The following is an 18,271-nucleotide window of genomic DNA, read 5'->3' as shown; positions in this document are numbered from 1 at the left end:
GCCTTTTCGCTTGTGCGGCGATCGGCGGCTCTACCTCCACGGCAACAAAAAAAGCCCCTGCAGCATAAAAGCTGCAGAGGCGTGTACGTTCGCGGTTCCACTCTGCTTGAACGGCGCGTACGATAGGCGAAATCGCCTAATACGGCCGAACATCTCTTGCGGTCTTTAACGCAGACGATACGTTGCCGCCTACACCGCGTCCCTTCAGAGGGTGAACCTCTTATCGAATGCGGCTCGGAGCAAGGCTCCCAGGTGCATGTTTCCGTAATAGGCGGACTGGACAACTTGCAGCCTCATTCTCGTTACGTCCGCGTTCGCGGCATCGATTCGAATGTCGGTTGTCCTCTCTGCGAATCCTTAGCCTAACGTACTTCTCCTGTTCATGGCCGATGGCTTATTAAAGGCAGTTCAAAAGTCCACTTTTGATCACGAAGCGTATCAGGAAGCATACTCGACGTCGAATATCGAATTCAGCCGGAATTTCCGGTGCTCACGTAGCTCCACTACGCTCCGCTCCTCACTTCCTAGCTTCATCCGACCTTCTCGGTGCTGAAAACCGGACATTTTGAACATTCATTATTACTAGTCATAGTATACCGTATCGTGCCAAAGCGCAAGTGCTTTACCGAAACGATACCCAAAAGAAGGCCGCCTCCGTCTAGGCCAAGCGCTGCTTCAATCTCGCCACGATCTTCGCCTCTCCAAGAAGCGCGATGGATTGGTTCAAATCCGGACCATGCGTCTGCCCGGTCAGCGCCGCGCGAATCGGCATGAACAAGGCTTTGCCTTTGAAGCCGGTATCCTTCTGCACGGTTTTGATCATATCCTTGATGCCGTCTACCGTAAACGGCGCCGCTCCGGACTCGATAAGGCTCAGGAACGCCTGAAGCACCGTCGGAACCTGCTCTTCGGCCAGCACGGCCGTCGCTTCTTCTTCGTCGACGACGTTTTCGCGGAAGAACAGCTCCGTCACGGAAACAATGTCCGAAGCGCTTCGCAGCTTATCCTGATGCAGGCCTACCAGCTGCGTGACCCACTCCCTGCCGTCCGCGTCCAGCGTATCCGGAATGCAGCCGGCTTTGCGAAGATGCGGCAGGCACATGTCGACGATGCGCGGGAGATCGGCTTTTTTGATATATTCATTGTTCATCCAGCTGAGCTTCTGCGTATCGAACACCGCCGGGCTCTTGCTGAGACGTTCCGCGTTGAACACCTGAATCAGCTCTTCGCGCGTGAACATCTCCTGCTCGCCCTCCGGCGACCAGCCGAGAAGCGTAATGAAGTTGAACATCGCCTCCGGCAAGTAGCCAAGATCGTCGTACTGGGAGATGAACTGAATGATCGACTCGTCGCGCTTGCTGAGCTTCTTCCGGTTCTCGTTGACGATCAACGTCATATGGCCGAATATCGGCGGCTCCCAGCCGAACGCTTCGTAGATCATGAGCTGGCGCGGCGTGTTGGAGATGTGGTCCTCTCCGCGGAGCACATGGCTGATCTTCATGAGATGGTCGTCGAGTACAACGGCAAAGTTATACGTCGGGATGCCGTCCTTCTTCACGATGACGAAATCGCCCATCTCGGTCGTGTCGAAGCTGATCGTTCCTTTGACCATGTCGTCGAACGTGTAGGTTTTGTTCTCCGGCACTCTGAATCGGATGCTCGCGACGCGGCCCTCCGCCTCGTATGCCTGCTGCTGCTCAGGCGTCAGGTCGCGGTGCTTGCCGGAGTAGCGCGGCGTTTCGCCCCGCGACTGCTGCTCTTCGCGCTCCTGCTCGAGCTCTTCTTCCGTGCAATAGCAGCGGTAGGCGAGACCTTTGTCGAGAAGCTCCTGCCAGTACTGGCGGTAGATATCGAGACGCTCCGTCTGGCGATACGGGCCGTAGCCACCGCCTACGTCGATGCTTTCGTCCCAGTCGATGCCGAGCCACTTGAGGTAGGTCAGCTGATTTTCCTCGCCGCCCGCCACGTTGCGCTTCACGTCGGTATCCTCGATACGGATGATGAACTTGCCGCCTTGGTTTCTCGCGAATAAATAATTAAATAAGGCCGTTCTCGCGTTGCCGATATGCAAATGACCCGTCGGCGACGGGGCGTAACGCACGCGTACTTCTGCTGTCATATGGGGTTCCTCCCTTGGTATGTAATACTTTTCTTTTTGTAAAATCATCCGGCAAATGCGCCTGGGGACCGCTGCGAGCTGAACCACAAAGCTTGCTAATGCGCCGGGACCGCTGCAAGCGGGACTATAAAGCTTGCTGATGCGCAGGAGCCGCTGCGAGCGGGATCATTCTCCGATCGCTGTTTTAGTTGGCGAGCACTTCGTTTCTCCAGAACAATCACGCTCTCCGCTTTTGCGCGGCATGACGCCAACTATATTCGCAGTACGGTATCTTGCATGCTGCGAGTAAGGCGTTCTCAACGCCTTGCACAACCTGGTGAGGCCAATTTCAACCTTCCAAGACGTTCTCAACGTCTTACACGATCACGCGTTGCCGTTTCCCACCTTCCAAGACGTTCTTAACGTCTTACGCGGCCAAGCGAGGCCCCTTGGGTCCCTTGCAATGCGATATCAGCGCCTTAGGCAACTGCGCGGCGTCTCTTCCAGCCTTCCAAGGCGATACCAACGCCTTACACGACCACGCGTTGCCGTCTTCAACCTTCCAAGGCGCTGTCAACAGCTTACGCGCCCACTAAACCACGCGAAGCCCCTACTACGCCTTCACCAGCAGAACAACCGACTGGGCGGCGATGCCCTCGCCGCGGCCGGTGAAGCCCAGCTGCTCGGTTGTCGTCGCTTTGACGTTGATCTGACTGACGTCGGCCTCAAGCGCGCCGGCGATAATCTCCGCCATCTGCGGGATGTACGGCAGCATCTTCGGCCGCTGCGCAATGATGGTCGAGTCGGCGTTGCCGAGCTTGTAGCCGCGCTCCTTCGCCAGCGCCCATACCCGCTCCAGCAGCTTCAAGCTGTCCGCGTCCTTGAACGCCGCGTCCGTGTCCGGGAAGTGCTTGCCGATGTCGCCAAGCCCAAGCGCGCCCAGAATCGCGTCGGAGATGGCATGCAGCAGCACGTCCGCGTCGGAGTGGCCGAGCAGGCCTTTCTCATAAGGAATGTTCACGCCTCCGATAATGCACGGGCGCCCCTCCACCAATTGATGCACGTCGAATCCTTGTCCCACTCGTATCATCTCTATTGCTCCCCTCTCCCATTCGATGCCCGGCTTCCCTGCCGCTGCGCAAGAAGAAATTCTGCGTACGGCAAGTCTTCCGGCGTCGTTATCTTAATGTTCGTGTAGTCCCCTTCGGCGACGGCGACCGGAACGCCCATTCGTTCCACGACCATCGCGTCGTCCGTTCCGAGGAAGCCTTCCGCCGCCGCCCTCTCATGCGCCTCGAGCAGTATGACACGACGAAAAGCTTGCGGCGTTTGGATCGCCCACAAGCTTCTTCTATCCGGCGTCGAGACGATCGTTCCGGCGGCGTCGACCTGCTTGATCGTATCCTTCACCGGAACGGCAAGAACGGCCGCGCCCTTCTCCAGAGCGACGCGGCAGCAACTTGCCACCGCGGTCTCCGTCACGAGAGGACGCACGCCGTCGTGCACCATGATCCAATCCGAACGAAGCGCCTGCAGGCCGACCGCCACGGAATGCTGGCGCTCGGAACCGCCGCGCAGAACGGAGGTCACTTTGTCCAGCCTGTAGTCGTCCACCCACCTGCGGCAGCGTTCGATATCGTCTTCGCCCACGACCAGCGCGATCTCATTCACGAAGCCGAGGCTGCCGAACAGCTCCAGCGTGTGGACGAGAATCGGCTTGTCCGCCAGGCGCAAATATTGTTTGCTTTCTTGCGTGCCCATACGCGTGCCGCGTCCGGCCGCAACGATGACGACGCCCCACTTTGCTTCCATGCAACCTGCCTCCGAACCGAAAGTTCGCGCTCGGAACACAGCCAGCCCCGCACTAGCAAGGCCGAAATCCGTCAAGCGCGCTGCCTAGATCAAGCCGGGACGATTCACAGCCCCGACAACCCGATCTATGTACAATAGTACTATCATACCTTGTTACAGCGCTTTTTCCAACAGCTTCGGCTTGGCAAAAATCATTCGTCCGGCGGACGTCTGCAGGACGCTCGTCACCAGCACTTCCATCGTCGTTCCGATATAGTCGCGGCCGCCCTCGACCACGATCATCGTGCCGTCATCCAGATAGGCAACGCCTTGCCCATGCTCTTTGCCATCCTTGATCACTTGAACGATAATTTCTTCTCCCGGCAGAACGACCGGCTTGACGGCATTGGCAAGATCATTGATGTTGAGAACGGATACGCCTTGCAGCTCGCACACTTTGTTCAAATTGAAATCGTTGGTGACTACTTTGCCGCGAAGCGCCTTCGCCAGCTTCACCAGCTTGCTGTCCACCTCGCCGATCTCCTCGAAGTCCCCCTCGTAGATCAGCACCTTGACGTCCAGTTCCTTCTGGATTTTGTTCAAAATATCAAGTCCCCGCCGTCCGCGGTTCCGCTTCAGCAGATCCGAGGAATCGGCGATATGCTGCAGCTCCTCCAGCACGAATTCCGGAATAACCAGCGTGCCTTCGATGAAGCCCGTTTTGCAAATATCCGCGATCCGCCCGTCGATAATGACGCTCGTATCCAGGATCTTATGCTCCTCGTAGCCCCGTGTCTCCTCCGCCGCCGGCGCAGGACGCTGCTTCTCCGCGAGAGCCACGATGCCCTCCACGATTTCCTCTTGCTTCGTAAGCCCGATGCGCAGTCCCAAATAGCCGAATGCTAGCGCCATAACCGCCGGCAGCAGAACGCCTACGCCTTCCAATCCCGATACCGCAGGGTAGAGAAGCACAGCCAGCAGAAGTCCGGCCAGCAAACCTCCCGAACCCGACAACAGCTGCCTAAGCGGCATTTCCGCTGTCGTCTCGACGCCCTTCTGCATCAGTCGAATGGCTGGGCTCGCTAGCATTGTCGCCGCAATGACGCCCAGGAAGGCTCCTACCGCTACATTCATGTAATAAGTGCCGGATTGCTGAAGCATGCCGAATGAAGAAGAGCTTGTCCATACGGACGCGCCGTTCACCCATCCGTGCACCTCGCTACCCGCCATACCTCCGAACAACAATCCGATTGCTTGAATAATTCGTCTAACCATAATGGTTCACCTCCATTACAATTATGTTCCAATTCTTCAATCGCTAATCGTGGGCGAGGTTAAAATGTTCAATATCTTAGCTCCTGTGGAAAACGCTGTTAAGGAGGATTATAATGAGAAGGTGATTACTTCTATAAGGTGGGTGAATGAGGTGGAATCCATGAACGCTCCAACAATGGAACAATTCCAGCAGCAAGTATCGGAGCTGCTCTTGCGGCATCGAAGCCTGCTGGACGTTATGTCGAAGCTGGGTCAATCCAGCGCATCCGTGAATCGCGCGGTAACGAAGGCGGTGACGGACTGCGGCTGCATCGAGCTGAATGCGCGCAAGCAGCACTACTCCGACGAGCTGAATTTGGAGAATGCGAAGGAAACGCTAGTGAACCATCTGTCAGGCGCGCTTTGCGAGCATTGCAACGAAGTCGTGAAGAGCGAGCTGGGACGTAACCTGTTTTATATGACCGCATTATGCAATCTGCTTCAGATTCAGCTGGACGAAGTAGTCTCCGAAGAATACAATAAGTGTTCGACGCTAGGACTATTCAATTTGACCTAAAAAAAACGCTAGCATACGCCAAAACAAAAAAGAACGTTCCCGGTCTGCAGGAGACCTCAGGGGAACGTTCTTTTTGATAGCCGTTTTATACGGAAACTAAGCCGGTTTTTCGGATTTCACGGATTCATCGGCATTCTCCTGTGCCTTGCCGCGCTTGCGCGAACGCTTCGGCAGACGCCGGTCAACGTTTTTTTTTAGGCCGTAGAGCGCGTACAGCAGGAGAGGCACGAACAAAATCTTAGACAGTTGATGCTCGAACAGCAGTCCCAGCACCACGGATACGACGACGATTATCGGCACCACCCAGACCGCGCTGCGCGGAATGCCGACCTTCTTGAAATTCGGATATCGGATCGTGCTGACCATAAGGAAGGACAGGACGAGAGAGCTTGCAAGCAATATGGATGTGGCGATATCGTCTTTGAATAGCGCCAGAGTGGCGAGAACGCCGCCGGCCGCCGGAATAGGCAAGCCGATGAAATATCCGGCATTGCTTGTGATAACATTGAATCGGGCTAGACGAAGCGCGCCGCAGATCGGGAAGATCGCGGTAACGATCCATGCCAGAGCGGGACTAAGATCCTGGAATGCAACGACATACATGATGAAAGCGGGAGCTACGCCGAAAGATATGACATCGGATAAGGAATCGAGCTCTTTGCCGAATTCGCTCTGAGCGTTCAAAGCCCGGGCGACCCGTCCATCCACGCCGTCCAGCAGCATGGCGATCAGAACCATTACCGCCGCCATCTCCGGTTTCTCGTTGAACACCAATATAATGGCGATTATGCCCAAAAACAAATTGCCAACCGTGAGAAGGCTCGGTATCGATTTTGCGATCATCTATTCCACCTCTTCTCTACTATGCCCCAATGTCCCGCCTGCTCAGCCGGTCAATGTTTGGAACACATTCAATCAATTGTATGGGAATTAAATTTGTCTGTCAATGAACATCTGTTCTTGAATGCGCTTGAGTCCGTCCTTGATCGCCCTTGCCCGAACCTCGCCGATGCCGTCCACTTCGTCCAATTCTTCGATGGTCGCCATCAGCACGCGCGGCAAGTATTGGAACCGTTCCACCAAATTGTTCATGATAATGAGCGGAAGCCTCGGGATTTTGTTCAGCAGCCTGTAGCCTCTCGGGGACACCGATTCGTCCGCCATATTGTTCGTCTGCGGATAGCCGATCAGCCTAACGATCGTCGAAGCCTCGAGCAGCTCTTCCGAGCTGAGCTTCTTGAGCGCACCGCGGATTTCCCTAATCTTCTCGTCGGAATGATCCTTCGCGTAGTCCTTGAGCAGGAACCACGCGTCCTCCTCCACGCCGCCTACGAGCTCATCCATCTGCATGCTGATGAGACGGCCTTCGGTGCCCAGCTCGTTGACGTAACGGCTGATCTCCATCTTGATGCGAAGCACCATCTCTACCCGTTGAATCACATGCGCCACCTCTTGAAGCGTGACCAGTTCCTCGAATTCGAGCGCGGACAAGTTGGTGAACGACTGCTTAAGCACGGCCTTGTATTTCTCCAACGTCTGTATCGCTTGGTTGGCCTTCGTTAAGATAACGCCCATATCCTTAAGCGAGTAGCGCAAATTTCCTTGATACAACGTAATGACGTTACGCCGCTGGGAGATGGACACGACCAGCTTGCCCGTCTGCTTCGCGACGCGCTCCGCCGTGCGGTGGCGGATCCCCGTCTCGATCGACGGAATCGAGCTGTTCGGGATCAGCTGCGTGTTCGCGTACAGAATCCGCCTCATATCCTCGCTCATGATGATGGCTCCGTCCATCTTCGCAAGCTCGTAGAGATAGTTAGACGAGAAGTCGCAATTGATGGAGAAGCCACCGTCCACGACCTCCATCACTTCCGGGCTGTAGCCCACCACGATGAGCGCGCCCGTCTTGGCTCTCAGCACGTTTTCCAGCCCTTCGCGAAAAGGGGTGCCTGGCGCAACGATTTGCAATAGCTGGTTCATCACTTCCTGCTGAATCGGTTCTTTCATTTGTTCAAGTGCCCCCTATCCAAGCGCTGCCTTCAGCGCTTCCGCCACGGTGCTCACACCGATAATTTCAATGCCGGCGGGCGCTTTCCAGCCCTTCAGGCTCTTCTCCGGCATAATAACGCGCTTGAAGCCCAGCTTCTCCGCTTCCTTCACGCGCTGCTCCGCTCTCGATACCGCCCTTACTTCCCCCGTCAGGCCCACCTCGCCAAAAATAACGTCATACGGCTTGGTCGGCGCGTCCCGAAAGCTTGAAGCCAGACTGACCGCGGCCGCCAGGTCGACGGCCGGCTCATCCAGCTTCACGCCGCCCGCCACGTTCAGATACGCGTCCTGCGTCTGAAGGAACATGCCGTTCCTCTTCTCCAGTACCGCGATGATCAACGCCATCCGATGATGGTCGATCCCCGTTGACATCCGCCTTGGAGACGGGAAGTTCGTCGTGGCGACAAGCGCCTGCAGCTCCACCAGCACCGGTCTCGTTCCTTCCATGCTGGCCACGACCGTCGAGCCCGATACGCCGAGCGGCCGCTCCGACAGGAACAGCTCGGATGGATTCGAGACCTCGCGAAGCCCTTCTTCGCCCATTTCGAATATGCCGATTTCATTCGTCGAGCCGAAGCGGTTCTTCACCGCTCGCAGCAGACGGTACGTGTGATGGCGCTCTCCCTCGAAGTAGAGCACGCAGTCCACCATATGCTCGAGCAGACGCGGGCCCGCGATGGCGCCTTCCTTGGTCACGTGGCCGACGAGCACGGTGGCGATGCCTTTGATCTTCGCGACCCGCATGAAGTGAGCCGTGCACTCCCGTACTTGGGAGACGCTGCCCGGAGCCGATTCCACCCGCGGATCGAACACCGTTTGAATGGAGTCGATGACAAGAAAATCGGGCTGCACGTTTTCGATCGCATCGTTAATTTGCTCCATATTCGTCTCGCACAATACATAAAGCGTTTCCGTAAGCGCGCCCAGCCGGTCCGCGCGCAGCTTCGTCTGGCGGACGGATTCCTCGCCCGATATGTACAGAACCTTCAGTCCCTTGATCGCCAAGGCGTGGGACGTCTGCAGCAGCAGCGTCGACTTCCCGATGCCGGGGTCGCCGCCGACCAGAATAAGCGAGCCGGGCACGACGCCGCCGCCCAGCACCCGGTTAAGCTCGGCCATTCGCGTCTCGATGCGAGGTTCCTGCCCGCTTTCTATATGTATGATGGACTGCGGCTTTTCTTTCGTATGGATTCCCGATAAGCCGACGCCCTTCGTCTTCACGGTCGTCTCTTTCTCCTCGACCATCGTGTTCCACGCGTTGCAGCCCGGACATTTGCCCAGCCACTTCGCCGATTCGTATCCGCATTCCGTGCAGGCGAACTTGATTTTTATTTTGGCCATTCCTAGCTCCTTCTAACAATTCTCGTATTCAAAGTTTACCATTTTATCTTGTGCCAAGAAAGGCACTTTATGGATGTAAAGCATTCTTTATTTTCATCCTGGTTATAGGAGCCCGCTTCCCATCACCAGTTAATAACGATGGACACGACGTTAGGCTGCACCGCCGCCTGCAACCAAATGCGATCCAGACGAGTCCTATTAAACAAATCATGCAGAATGGGAGCCGATACTATTCCGAACATAGCCAACAAACTCGTTCACCTATTGGTTTTCGCAGCGATCTTCTTTCTACTATTCCATCTTGCAGAATGGTTCGTTCAGGATGACTGGTACCAGTCGCTGGCCATCACATCCGTGATTCAAGTCTGCATGCTGGCCGTCTTCGCCATTATATCCTTAGTGATTACTGTAAAGCTGATAGAGGCGAGCCGAAAATAAACGCAAAAACCCACCTGCCATTAGGCAGGTGGGTTTTCATTATGCGGCGGTTACTTCGTCGCCGACTCTTCTTCTTGAACCGGCGCTTGGTCCGTCTTGTTCACGACCAGCTTGCCGTCCTGCTCGTCGATGACGAACGTGTCGCCCTTCTGGATGACGCCCATCAGCAGATCCTCGGACAGACGGTCCTCGATATGCTTCTGGATCGCCCGGCGCAGCGGACGCGCGCCGTATTGCGGATCATAGCCTTCCTTCGCGAGGAACGACTTCGCCGCATCCGTCAGGGAGAACTCCACTTGCTGCTCGCGTAGACGCTTGCGGAGCTCGTCGGACATCAGCGTCACGATCTGCGCGATGTGCTCTTCGCCGAGCGAGTGGAACACGATCGTCTCGTCGATCCGGTTGATGAACTCCGGACGGAACGACTTCTTCAGCTCCGCCATCACTTTATCCTTCATGACGGAGAACTCGCGGCCCGCGTCCTGGACGGCCGTGAAGCCGAGCGAGGAGTTTTTCTTGATCTGATCGGCGCCGACGTTCGACGTCATGATGATCAGCGTGTTGCGGAAGTCGACGACCCGGCCTTTGGAATCGGTCAGACGGCCATCCTCCAGCACTTGGAGCAGGATATTGAATACTTCCGGATGCGCCTTCTCGATTTCGTCGAGGAGGACGACGGAATATGGCTTGCGGCGAACCTTTTCGGTCAGCTGGCCGCCTTCTTCATAGCCGACATACCCTGGAGGCGCGCCGACGAGGCGGGACGTCGAATGCTTCTCCATGTACTCCGACATGTCGATGCGGATTACCGCGTTCTCGTCGCCGAACATCGCTTCCGCGAGCGCGCGGGCCAGCTCGGTTTTACCAACGCCGGTAGGGCCGAGGAAGATGAACGAGCCGATCGGACGCTTCGGATCCTTCAGGCCGGCGCGGGCGCGGCGAATCGCGCGGGCAACCGACTTGACGGCTTCCTCTTGGCCGATGACGCGGTCATGCAGAATGTCTTCCATCTTGAGCAGGCGCTCGGTCTCTTCTTCGGCCAGCTTCACGACCGGAATGCCGGTCCAGCTTGCCACGACCTGCGCGATATCGTCAGGCGTCACCTCGGAATCGGTGCGGCCTTGCTTCTCTTTCCATTGGTTCTTCGTCACGTCGAGCTCTTCGCGAATCTTCTGCTCGGTATCGCGAAGCGCCGCAGCTTTCTCGAACTCCTGGCTTTGAACCGCGGCATCCTTCTCCTTGCGGATGTCCTCCAGACGGTTCTCCAGCTGCTTCAGGTTCGGCGGTACCGTGTAAGAGTTGAGTCTCACCTTGGAGCTCGCCTCGTCGATCAGGTCGATCGCTTTGTCCGGCAGGAACCGGTCGGTAATGTAGCGATCGGACAGCTTCACCGCTTGCTCGATGGACTCATCCGTAATTTTCACGCGGTGATGCGCTTCGTAACGATCGCGCAGACCGTGCAGGATTTGGATCGCTTCCTCGACGGAAGGCTGGTCGACCGTAATCGGCTGGAAGCGGCGCTCTAGCGCGGCGTCCTTCTCGATGTACTTGCGGTATTCGTCCAGCGTCGTCGCGCCGATGCACTGCAGCTCGCCGCGCGCGAGCGCCGGCTTCAGAATATTGGAGGCGTCGATCGCGCCTTCCGCGCCGCCCGCCCCGATGAGCGTATGCAGCTCGTCGATGAAGAGGATGATGTTACCCGCTTGCCGGATCTCATCCATGATTTTTTTCAAGCGGTCCTCGAACTCGCCGCGGTATTTCGTGCCCGCAACGACCGAGCCCATATCTAACGTCATGACGCGCTTGTCGCGCAGCGTCTCCGGAATTTCATTGGCGATAATTTTTTGGGCCAAGCCTTCCGCGATTGCCGTCTTGCCGACGCCTGGTTCGCCGATGAGGACCGGATTGTTTTTGGTCCGGCGGCTGAGCACTTGAATGACGCGCTCGATTTCCTTGCTGCGGCCGATAACCGGATCCAGGTTGCCTTCCTTCGCGTAGGCCGTCAGATCTCTAGCCAGTCCGTCCAGCGTCGGCGTGCTGACGTTCGCCTGCGAGCCATGGTTGCTGGAGACCGCTTCGCTGCTGCCGAGCAGCTGCAGCACTTGCTGGCGCGCTTTGTTCAAGCTGATGCCGAGGTTATTGAGCACCCGGGCCGCCACGCCTTCGCCTTCGCGGATCAGGCCAAGAAGAATATGCTCCGTGCCGACGTAAGTATGGCCGAGCTTGCGCGCTTCGTCCATCGACAGCTCGATGACCTTCTTCGCTCTTGGCGTGTACGCGATATTGTTCGGCTGCTCCTGGCCGCGGCCGATCAGCGCCTCGACTTCATCCTGAATTTTCTCGAGGCCAAGCCCGAGACCTGTCAGAGCCTTCGCCGCAATGCCTTCCCCTTCGCGAATGAGCCCCAACAAAATATGCTCCGTGCCGATATTGTTATGTCCAAGACGAACCGCTTCTTCCTGCGCCAAGGCCAACACCTTCTGCGCTCTCTCCGTGAATCTACCGAACATCATTGTTCAACACCCCCATGATCATTTTTGCCGCTTAATCGGTTTCGTATAAGCTCTGCTCGGCGGAAATCCCGCTGCTCCGGGCTCATCTTCTCGTTAAACGTCTGCTGCAGGAACCCTGGCTGGGTCATCACGAGCAGCTCGTTGAGCACTTGAGGCGTAATGCCTTCCAGGAGTCCCAGGTCTGCTCCAAGCCGGATGTCGGAGAGCCGCTGAGCCGCTTCCTTGGAATCCATAATCGCCGCATGCGAGAGAATACCGTACGATCTTCGGACGCGGTCCACGATGCGAATCCGCGACTCCTCCAGCAGTCGCTTGCGCGCCGCCCTCTCGTGCTCGATAATTTGCCGCGCGACGCCGTGCAGGTTCTCGATGATCTCGTCCTCGGACTGTCCGAGGGTGACTTGATTCGAGATTTGGAACAGATTGCCCAGCGCCTCGCTTCCTTCCCCATACAATCCTCTAACCGCTAATCCCACCTGTGTAACAGCCGACAAGATGCGATTAATCTGCTGCGTCAATACGAGCGCCGGCAAGTGCATCATGACCGATGCCCGAATGCCCGTTCCGACGTTCGTCGGGCAGGTCGTCAAGTAGCCCCGTTTCTCGTCGAAGGCGTAATCCGCGGCTTCCTCATATATATCGTCAATTCCGCTCGCCAATGCCCACGCTTCTCCGATTTGGAAACCGGGATATAAACATTGGATGCGCAAATGGTCTTCTTCGTTAATCATGATGCTGACCGCTTCGTTGTCGCTCAGGACAACGGCGCCTGCCCGCGATTCGTTCGCTAGATTCGGGCTGATCAGATGCTTCTCCACCAGCACCCGCTTATCGAGTTCGCTAAGCTCGGAGAGCAAGATCGTATCGAATGGCCCGTAGGCGTCCAGGTTGCCCGATCTGCTGACCTCGGTGAGCCGGTTCAATACCGCTTCCGCCTGCTGGCTCGTTGCCAGCATTGGGAATGGCTGATGGCGCAGGTTACGGGCGACGCGCACTCTGCTGCTTATGACCACGTCGGAATCGGGACCCGTGCCCCGCATCCAATCGCTAAGCGCATCCTGCGAGAATCGATGCTTCGTCAACAGACTCACTCCTTTACTGCCAAAGCTGGGTTAGAGCGCGGATAGCTTTCGTTCCAATTCGCGAATGCGATCCCGAAGCTTTGCCGCGTTCTCGAATTCTTCTTTCTCGATATAGGTTTGCATATCGCGCCGCAGCTGCTCGATTTCCCTCTTGCATTGAATCTCGCTGCCCGAGCGCTTAGGAATTTTACCGCTGTGCGACGTGCTGCTGTGCACGCGCTTCAGAAGCGGATCCAGACGATCGGCGAAAGCCGTGTAACAGGAGCTGCAGCCGAATCTGCCGATTTTGCTGAATTGCGAATAGGTAAGTCCGCATTCCTCGCATCTCACCGGCTGAGGCGAAGCGTGGGTATGAGCGGCGCCTCCCGGCGAATTGAAATCGAGCAGGCCCGACAAGAGACTATGGATCGAGAAGCTGTTCGGGGTTCCCGGTATGCCCTCGCCCTTCTCCCTGGCGCAGCTTTCGCAGATGTGGAACTCCGTTTTGTCGCCATTCACGATTTTCGTAAAATGAAGCGTAGCCGGCCTCTTGCCGCATTCTTGGCAAAACAAAGACTGGTTCCTCCTTCCTATTTCACCAGCAGGGAAATCAGCATCGCGCGCAGCAACCGCGCGCGCATCTCGTCGCGCATCGGCAGCATGAGGGCGATCGTGTCCCGGTGAATCGCAGCCTTCAGCAAGCCCGCCTCCCGCTTGGAGATCAGGCCAGCCTCGAGGAGCTGATAGATCAGCCCTTCCGCCGCTCCCTGGTCCACGCTGTTTCCCACGGTCTGTTCGATATGATACTGGATCGTCTTCAGCGCCGGCAGGTCCACGCGCTGGATACGGATATAGCCTCCGCCTCCCCGCTTGCTTTCAACCATGTATCCTTTCTCCAACGTGAACCGGGTACTGATCACATAGTTGATCTGGGACGGGACGCAGGAAAATTTGTCCGCGAGCTCGTTGCGCTGAATTTCCACGGCCCCTTCGTCGCTGGTGTCCAGCATCTGCTTCAAATATTGCTCAATGAGATCGGAAATGTTACGCAAATCACCAACCTCCCTGATTCTTCGCCAAAGGAAGGCAAGCCATTTCATCCCTCGATTGACTTTGACTTTCTTTGACTTTAACTTTATTATACGCAAAAAAATCCGAAGGTCAATACAATGCCGATTAAATTTTCTGAAAATTCAATCTCGCGATAGTAATGCGCTTTTCACACCTTATTAGGGTGGTGCGGCGCCGCATCATTTATACCTCTATCTACCGTCGGACCTCCAATCTGTACAAAAAAAAGGCGCGTTCCCCCCTGCCGGGTAACTTGCGCCTTTGCTCTAATAATGTCGATTCATAACGACAAGCTTCAGTTCCGTCATCTCCTCCACCGCATACCGGATGCCTTCGCGCCCCAGCCCGCTTTCCTTCACGCCCCCGTAAGGCATGTGATCCACGCGGAACGTCGGAATGTCGTTGATGAGCACGCCGCCCACCTGCAGCTCGTCCGCAGCGCGAAGTGCCGTCTGGAGATTGTTCGTATAGATGCCCGCTTGCAAGCCGTACCGTGAATCGTTCACCCGCCTGATCGCCTCCTCTACAGAGGCAACCTTGTGAATGACGACGACCGGCGCAAAAATTTCCTTGCAGGAAACCTGCAGCGCATCCCCCGCGTCCAAAATAACCGTCGGCTGGAGCATGCCTCCTTCGATGACGCCGCCCATTCCGACATTCGCGCCCGCTGCCTTCGCTTCCTCAATCCAGGCAACTGCGCGCCGAGCCTCCTTCTCCGAGATCATCGCCGATACGTCGGTGTCCGGGTCGAGAGGGTCGCCTAGCTTCAACCCGGATGCGGCTTCCACGAATTGCTGCACGAACGGCTCATAGACGGCCTCGTGCACATACACTCGCTGAAGCGAGATGCACACTTGCCCTTGATTGGAGAAGGCCCCTATCACGCAGCGCCCGATGATGCGGGAGACGTCGACATCTTCATCCACGATAAGAGCGGCGTTCGAGCCCAGCTCCAGCGTCACCTTCTTCAGCCCCGCCTTCGCTCGGATGCTCTTCCCGACCTCGGGACTTCCCGTGAACGTCACCTTCGCGACGCGTTCGTCCGTCACGATCGCTTCGCCTGCCACATGGCCGAGGCCGGTCACGATATTGAGCGCCCCCGCCGGGAGCCCTGCTTCGTGGAACAGCTCTCCGATGAACAAAGCCGACAGCGGCGTCTGCTCGGCAGGCTTCAGCACGACCGTATTGCCGGCGGCAATCGCCGGTCCAACCTTGTGCGCGACCAGATTCATGGGAAAATTAAACGGCGTAATCGCCCCGACCACGCCAAGCGGCTCGCGCACCGTATACGCGAGCTTGCCTTCGCCGCCGGGAGCGGCATCGAGAGCGAGCGTCTCTCCGTGAATCCGCTTCGCTTCTTCCGCCGCGAACTTATACGTCTGCACCGTACGGTCGACTTCCGCGAGCGCGTACTTCAGCGGCTTCGCGGCTTCCGCGGCGATGAGGCGCGCGGCATCCGCTCGCTGCTCCTTCAGCGCAGCGGCTACTCTTTCCAGAATGGCTGCCCGCTCATGGGAAGGCAGAGCTCTCATCGCTTCGCGCGCTCCATAAGCCGCGGCGATCGCTTCGCCCGTCTCCTCCGCATCGGCAAGAGGAACCTCGGCGATAAGACCGCCCGAGTAAGGAGCCCTGAGCTCACCGTAGCTTTTTGCCTCCCGCCAGCATCCTCCGATCCACAGCTCTTCCTTATGCATGCTATTTCCGCCCCTTTCATGTATGAAGGCATTATAGCAACATTGAGGTTGTCGGGCAATCGGGAGGCTGGCTACGTTATTCCGCCGACTTCATAAGCGATATTTTTTCGGCCTTTGCCTCCGCCGGATACGACTCCTTCACTTCGCCGTCCAGCACGACCTGCACTTCATCACCGGCCTTCAAGCCGTCCAGATCGGACGGCTCCATCGCCGTCAGCCAGATCGCGTCGGGATTCATAGCTTGCAGAAGCTCGTCGACCGTCTGCTCGCCGCTCTCCCAATCGACATCCGTGACGTCCGCGCTTTCCGCCACGAGCACCCGGTCTTCGTTAACCGCGATGACTCTTCCCGTTTTGTAATCCCAGCCTTCTGCCACTTGCTCATCCGTTGAACAGCCCACGAGCATGCTAACCCCTACAATTGCGATAACCGCATTCCGGTTTCTCATTTCGAACTCCCCCTATGGGTACATTTATATATTTCCTTTGTACCCTCAGAAGGTGCTCATGAAACAGCTCTCCTAGAGAACTCCGTTACTTCTTCGGCAGCACATGCCGGTTAATAAGCGGGGACGATAAAATAACCGACGTATTCACGTTGCCAAAAGGCAGCAATCTCTCGACCAGGGTGCTGAGCGAATCCATATCCGGCACGGCCGCTTTCAGCATATAGCTGACCGTTCCGGTCACACGATGGCATTCGAACACGTCTTCATCGTGCACGATCCGTTTCTCGAATTCATTCGGCGAAACCTTCAGCTCGCTAATCTGAATGATCAGCTGAATATGGCGGCCGACGGCTGCGGGCGATACTCGAGCGCTAAAGCCCGTAATGACCCCCTTTTCTTGCAGACGGAGCAGTCGTTCCGACACGCTCGGGCGGCTCAGAGACAGTCTTTTGGACAGTTCGCTAACGGTTATGCGCCCGTCTTCCTGAAGCAATTCGAGCAAGGTTCGATCCAATTGATCCATAATGGTCAGCCACCTTTCAAAGTGATGAGGAATACGTTTAAATAAATTCAATGTTATCTATATTAACATGCATTTGATTCAGTTTAACATATATCGATTGATTCGGCTCCTGTATTCTAGAGTATATAACAGTCATCCAGGTGGTGCATGCAAAATGCTACTCTTAACAGGCTCCAAAATGAAGGTCATGATGCAGAAATGGCTTCAAATTGTAATCGGCTGCTTCATAACCGCAGGAGGACTTCTTCTCCTCCAACATTCCGGCGTCGTCACGGGCGGAACGGCCGGGCTGTCCCTTAGTCTTGCTCCGCTGCTCGGCATCTCGTTCCCGGTGCTATTCGCTTTATTGAACCTGCCATTCTTCCTGTTCTCGTATTTCTATATGGGCAAGTCCTTTACGTTCAAAACGATACTGGCTATAGTCATCCTAACGTCCATGAGCTCCTTAAGTGCTCTTCTTCCGGATTTCGTCCTGCCTTCGGTTGTCGGAGCAATCGGCGGCGGCGTATTAATCGGAGTCGGCATCTCGACGCTCTTCCGGAATGGCGCTTCGCTCGGCGGCGCAACGCTGCTTGCGGTCTATCTTCATAAGAAACATGGCGTGAACCCAGGAAAAACGAACTTTGTATTTGATTTTATCGTCATCCTCACCAGCTTGGCCGCCTTTTCGATCGTAAGCGGACTCCTGTCCGTCTTGTCGATCGCTGTTACCTCCGTCGTCATTTCACTCATGAAGCGAAAAATAAAACACGGTTCACCTGCAGAGGCCCAGCCCCTCCAGACCGCGGTTAATCCATCTTAGTCAGACTTGCCTAAGATGAATTAGCTACAATATAGAACTAAAATCAAATAAGCCTTCAAGCCCGCATCGGCGAGCTTGAAGGCTTTACTTTTGTCTTTCCGTAGACTATAAGTAGGGTTAACTGTGCTTACAACGCCAATTCGCACCGGCTGTGACTCAGCTCCGAAGTATGCCATCGCAGGTCGGCGTCTGAACCTACCTCTAAAGGCCGGTCACGCTTCATCGATTGCTTCGATCAAAATGGTTCCGACACTCTCCCAACAGGAGAGTGAAGTCGCTACGCATAAAGGTCTGTCACAATTTACTGTGACAGGTCATTCGTGCTTGGCGACGTCCATACCGCACCGGCGATGAATCAGCTTCGAAGCTATCCCTTCGCCGGTCGGCGTCTGAACCTACCACTTAAGGCCGGGTCACGCCTCATCGAATTGCTTCGATCATAGGGTTCAGACACTCTCCCAACAGGGAGAGCGAAGTCGCCACGCACAAAAAGACCTGTCACAATTTACTGTGACAGGTCTTTCGTGCTTGGCGACGTCCTACTCTCCCAGGACCCTGCGGTCCAAGTACCATTGGCGCTGGAGGGCTTAACGGTCGTGTTCGGTATGGGA

Annotated in this window: 16 protein-coding genes and 1 rRNA gene; 2 read left to right on the top strand and 15 right to left on the bottom strand. The window is 56.3% G+C overall.

The genetic code is table 11. The features are described 5' to 3' along the window. Positions 1 to 658: 658 nt before the first annotated feature. The 4 genes from gltX to NQZ67_RS25630 all read right to left on the bottom strand — a co-directional run bounded on the left by gltX (position 659) and on the right by NQZ67_RS25630 (position 5,164). Positions 659 to 2,119, bottom strand: coding sequence for a glutamate--tRNA ligase (gltX, locus tag NQZ67_RS25645; protein WP_257451601.1), 1,461 nt, complete (start codon positions 2,117 to 2,119; stop codon positions 659 to 661). Positions 2,120 to 2,711: 592 nt separating this feature from the next. Then, on the bottom strand, positions 2,712 to 3,188 hold the full coding sequence (gene ispF, locus NQZ67_RS25640; protein ID WP_257451599.1) for a 2-C-methyl-D-erythritol 2,4-cyclodiphosphate synthase: 477 nt from the start codon (positions 3,186 to 3,188) through the stop codon (positions 2,712 to 2,714). A gap of 2 nt (positions 3,189 to 3,190) precedes the next feature. After that, the gene (gene ispD / locus NQZ67_RS25635; protein ID WP_257451596.1) at positions 3,191 to 3,910 is read right to left on the bottom strand and encodes a 2-C-methyl-D-erythritol 4-phosphate cytidylyltransferase; all 720 of its coding nucleotides are present in this window, start codon (positions 3,908 to 3,910) and stop codon (positions 3,191 to 3,193) included. A gap of 153 nt (positions 3,911 to 4,063) precedes the next feature. After that, positions 4,064 to 5,164 carry a PIN/TRAM domain-containing protein gene (locus NQZ67_RS25630; RefSeq protein WP_257451594.1) on the bottom strand — a complete coding sequence of 367 codons (1,101 nt, stop codon included), beginning with the start codon at positions 5,162 to 5,164 and terminating at the stop codon, positions 4,064 to 4,066. 160 nt (positions 5,165 to 5,324) lie between these two features. Between NQZ67_RS25630 and NQZ67_RS25625 the strand changes: the two genes are divergently transcribed. Continuing rightward, a complete protein-coding gene (locus tag NQZ67_RS25625) occupies positions 5,325 to 5,720 on the top strand; it encodes a nucleoside triphosphate pyrophosphohydrolase family protein (protein WP_257451592.1) in 396 nt (131 codons plus the stop codon). A gap of 96 nt (positions 5,721 to 5,816) precedes the next feature. On the opposite strand, the gene pssA is transcribed toward NQZ67_RS25625, so the two are convergent. From pssA to NQZ67_RS25575, 10 genes are all read right to left on the bottom strand, one after another. After that, positions 5,817 to 6,563: a CDP-diacylglycerol--serine O-phosphatidyltransferase gene (gene pssA, locus NQZ67_RS25620; protein ID WP_257451590.1), complete on the bottom strand. Its 747-nt coding sequence runs from the start codon at positions 6,561 to 6,563 to the stop codon at positions 5,817 to 5,819. 87 nt (positions 6,564 to 6,650) lie between these two features. Further along, positions 6,651 to 7,727, bottom strand: coding sequence for a DNA integrity scanning diadenylate cyclase DisA (gene disA, locus NQZ67_RS25615; RefSeq protein ID WP_257451587.1), 1,077 nt, complete (start codon positions 7,725 to 7,727; stop codon positions 6,651 to 6,653). Positions 7,728 to 7,742: 15 nt separating this feature from the next. Continuing rightward, complete coding sequence (gene radA, locus NQZ67_RS25610; protein WP_257451585.1) at positions 7,743 to 9,110, bottom strand: DNA repair protein RadA; 1,368 nt, start codon at positions 9,108 to 9,110, stop codon at positions 7,743 to 7,745. 488 nt (positions 9,111 to 9,598) lie between these two features. Beyond that, positions 9,599 to 12,061 carry an ATP-dependent protease ATP-binding subunit ClpC gene (gene clpC, locus NQZ67_RS25605; RefSeq protein ID WP_257451584.1) on the bottom strand — a complete coding sequence of 821 codons (2,463 nt, stop codon included), beginning with the start codon at positions 12,059 to 12,061 and terminating at the stop codon, positions 9,599 to 9,601. Next, on the bottom strand, positions 12,058 to 13,143 hold the full coding sequence (gene mcsB, locus NQZ67_RS25600; RefSeq protein ID WP_257451583.1) for a protein-arginine kinase McsB: 1,086 nt from the start codon (positions 13,141 to 13,143) through the stop codon (positions 12,058 to 12,060). The genes clpC and mcsB overlap by 4 nt, the downstream gene beginning before the upstream one ends. Before the next feature lie 30 nt (positions 13,144 to 13,173). Further along, positions 13,174 to 13,695, bottom strand: coding sequence for a protein-arginine kinase activator protein McsA (gene mcsA, locus NQZ67_RS25595; RefSeq protein ID WP_257451582.1), 522 nt, complete (start codon positions 13,693 to 13,695; stop codon positions 13,174 to 13,176). A 17-nt stretch (positions 13,696 to 13,712) separates the two neighbouring features. Beyond that, the gene (locus tag NQZ67_RS25590; protein ID WP_257451581.1) at positions 13,713 to 14,174 is read right to left on the bottom strand and encodes a CtsR family transcriptional regulator; all 462 of its coding nucleotides are present in this window, start codon (positions 14,172 to 14,174) and stop codon (positions 13,713 to 13,715) included. A gap of 285 nt (positions 14,175 to 14,459) precedes the next feature. Beyond that, the gene (locus NQZ67_RS25585; RefSeq protein WP_257451580.1) at positions 14,460 to 15,887 is read right to left on the bottom strand and encodes an aldehyde dehydrogenase family protein; all 1,428 of its coding nucleotides are present in this window, start codon (positions 15,885 to 15,887) and stop codon (positions 14,460 to 14,462) included. A 76-nt stretch (positions 15,888 to 15,963) separates the two neighbouring features. Further along, positions 15,964 to 16,335 carry a DUF3221 domain-containing protein gene (locus NQZ67_RS25580; RefSeq protein WP_257451579.1) on the bottom strand — a complete coding sequence of 124 codons (372 nt, stop codon included), beginning with the start codon at positions 16,333 to 16,335 and terminating at the stop codon, positions 15,964 to 15,966. A gap of 85 nt (positions 16,336 to 16,420) precedes the next feature. Then, positions 16,421 to 16,858 (bottom strand): Lrp/AsnC family transcriptional regulator, encoded by a 438-nt coding sequence (locus tag NQZ67_RS25575; RefSeq protein WP_257451578.1) that lies wholly within the window; start codon positions 16,856 to 16,858, stop codon positions 16,421 to 16,423. A 154-nt stretch (positions 16,859 to 17,012) separates the two neighbouring features. Between NQZ67_RS25575 and NQZ67_RS25570 the strand changes: the two genes are divergently transcribed. Then, the gene (locus NQZ67_RS25570; RefSeq protein ID WP_257451577.1) at positions 17,013 to 17,660 is read left to right on the top strand and encodes a YitT family protein; all 648 of its coding nucleotides are present in this window, start codon (positions 17,013 to 17,015) and stop codon (positions 17,658 to 17,660) included. A gap of 526 nt (positions 17,661 to 18,186) precedes the next feature. On the opposite strand, the gene rrf is transcribed toward NQZ67_RS25570, so the two are convergent. Continuing rightward, positions 18,187 to 18,271: ribosomal RNA gene (gene rrf / locus NQZ67_RS25565) — 5S ribosomal RNA — on the bottom strand; the annotation flags it as partial.

The sequence above is a fragment of the Paenibacillus soyae genome (assembly GCF_024623455.1).
GTDB lineage: Bacteria > Bacillota > Bacilli > Paenibacillales > Paenibacillaceae > Pristimantibacillus > Pristimantibacillus soyae.
The sequence above is the reverse complement of the archived record's forward strand: the minus strand, read 5'-3'. Positions and strand labels throughout refer to the sequence as shown.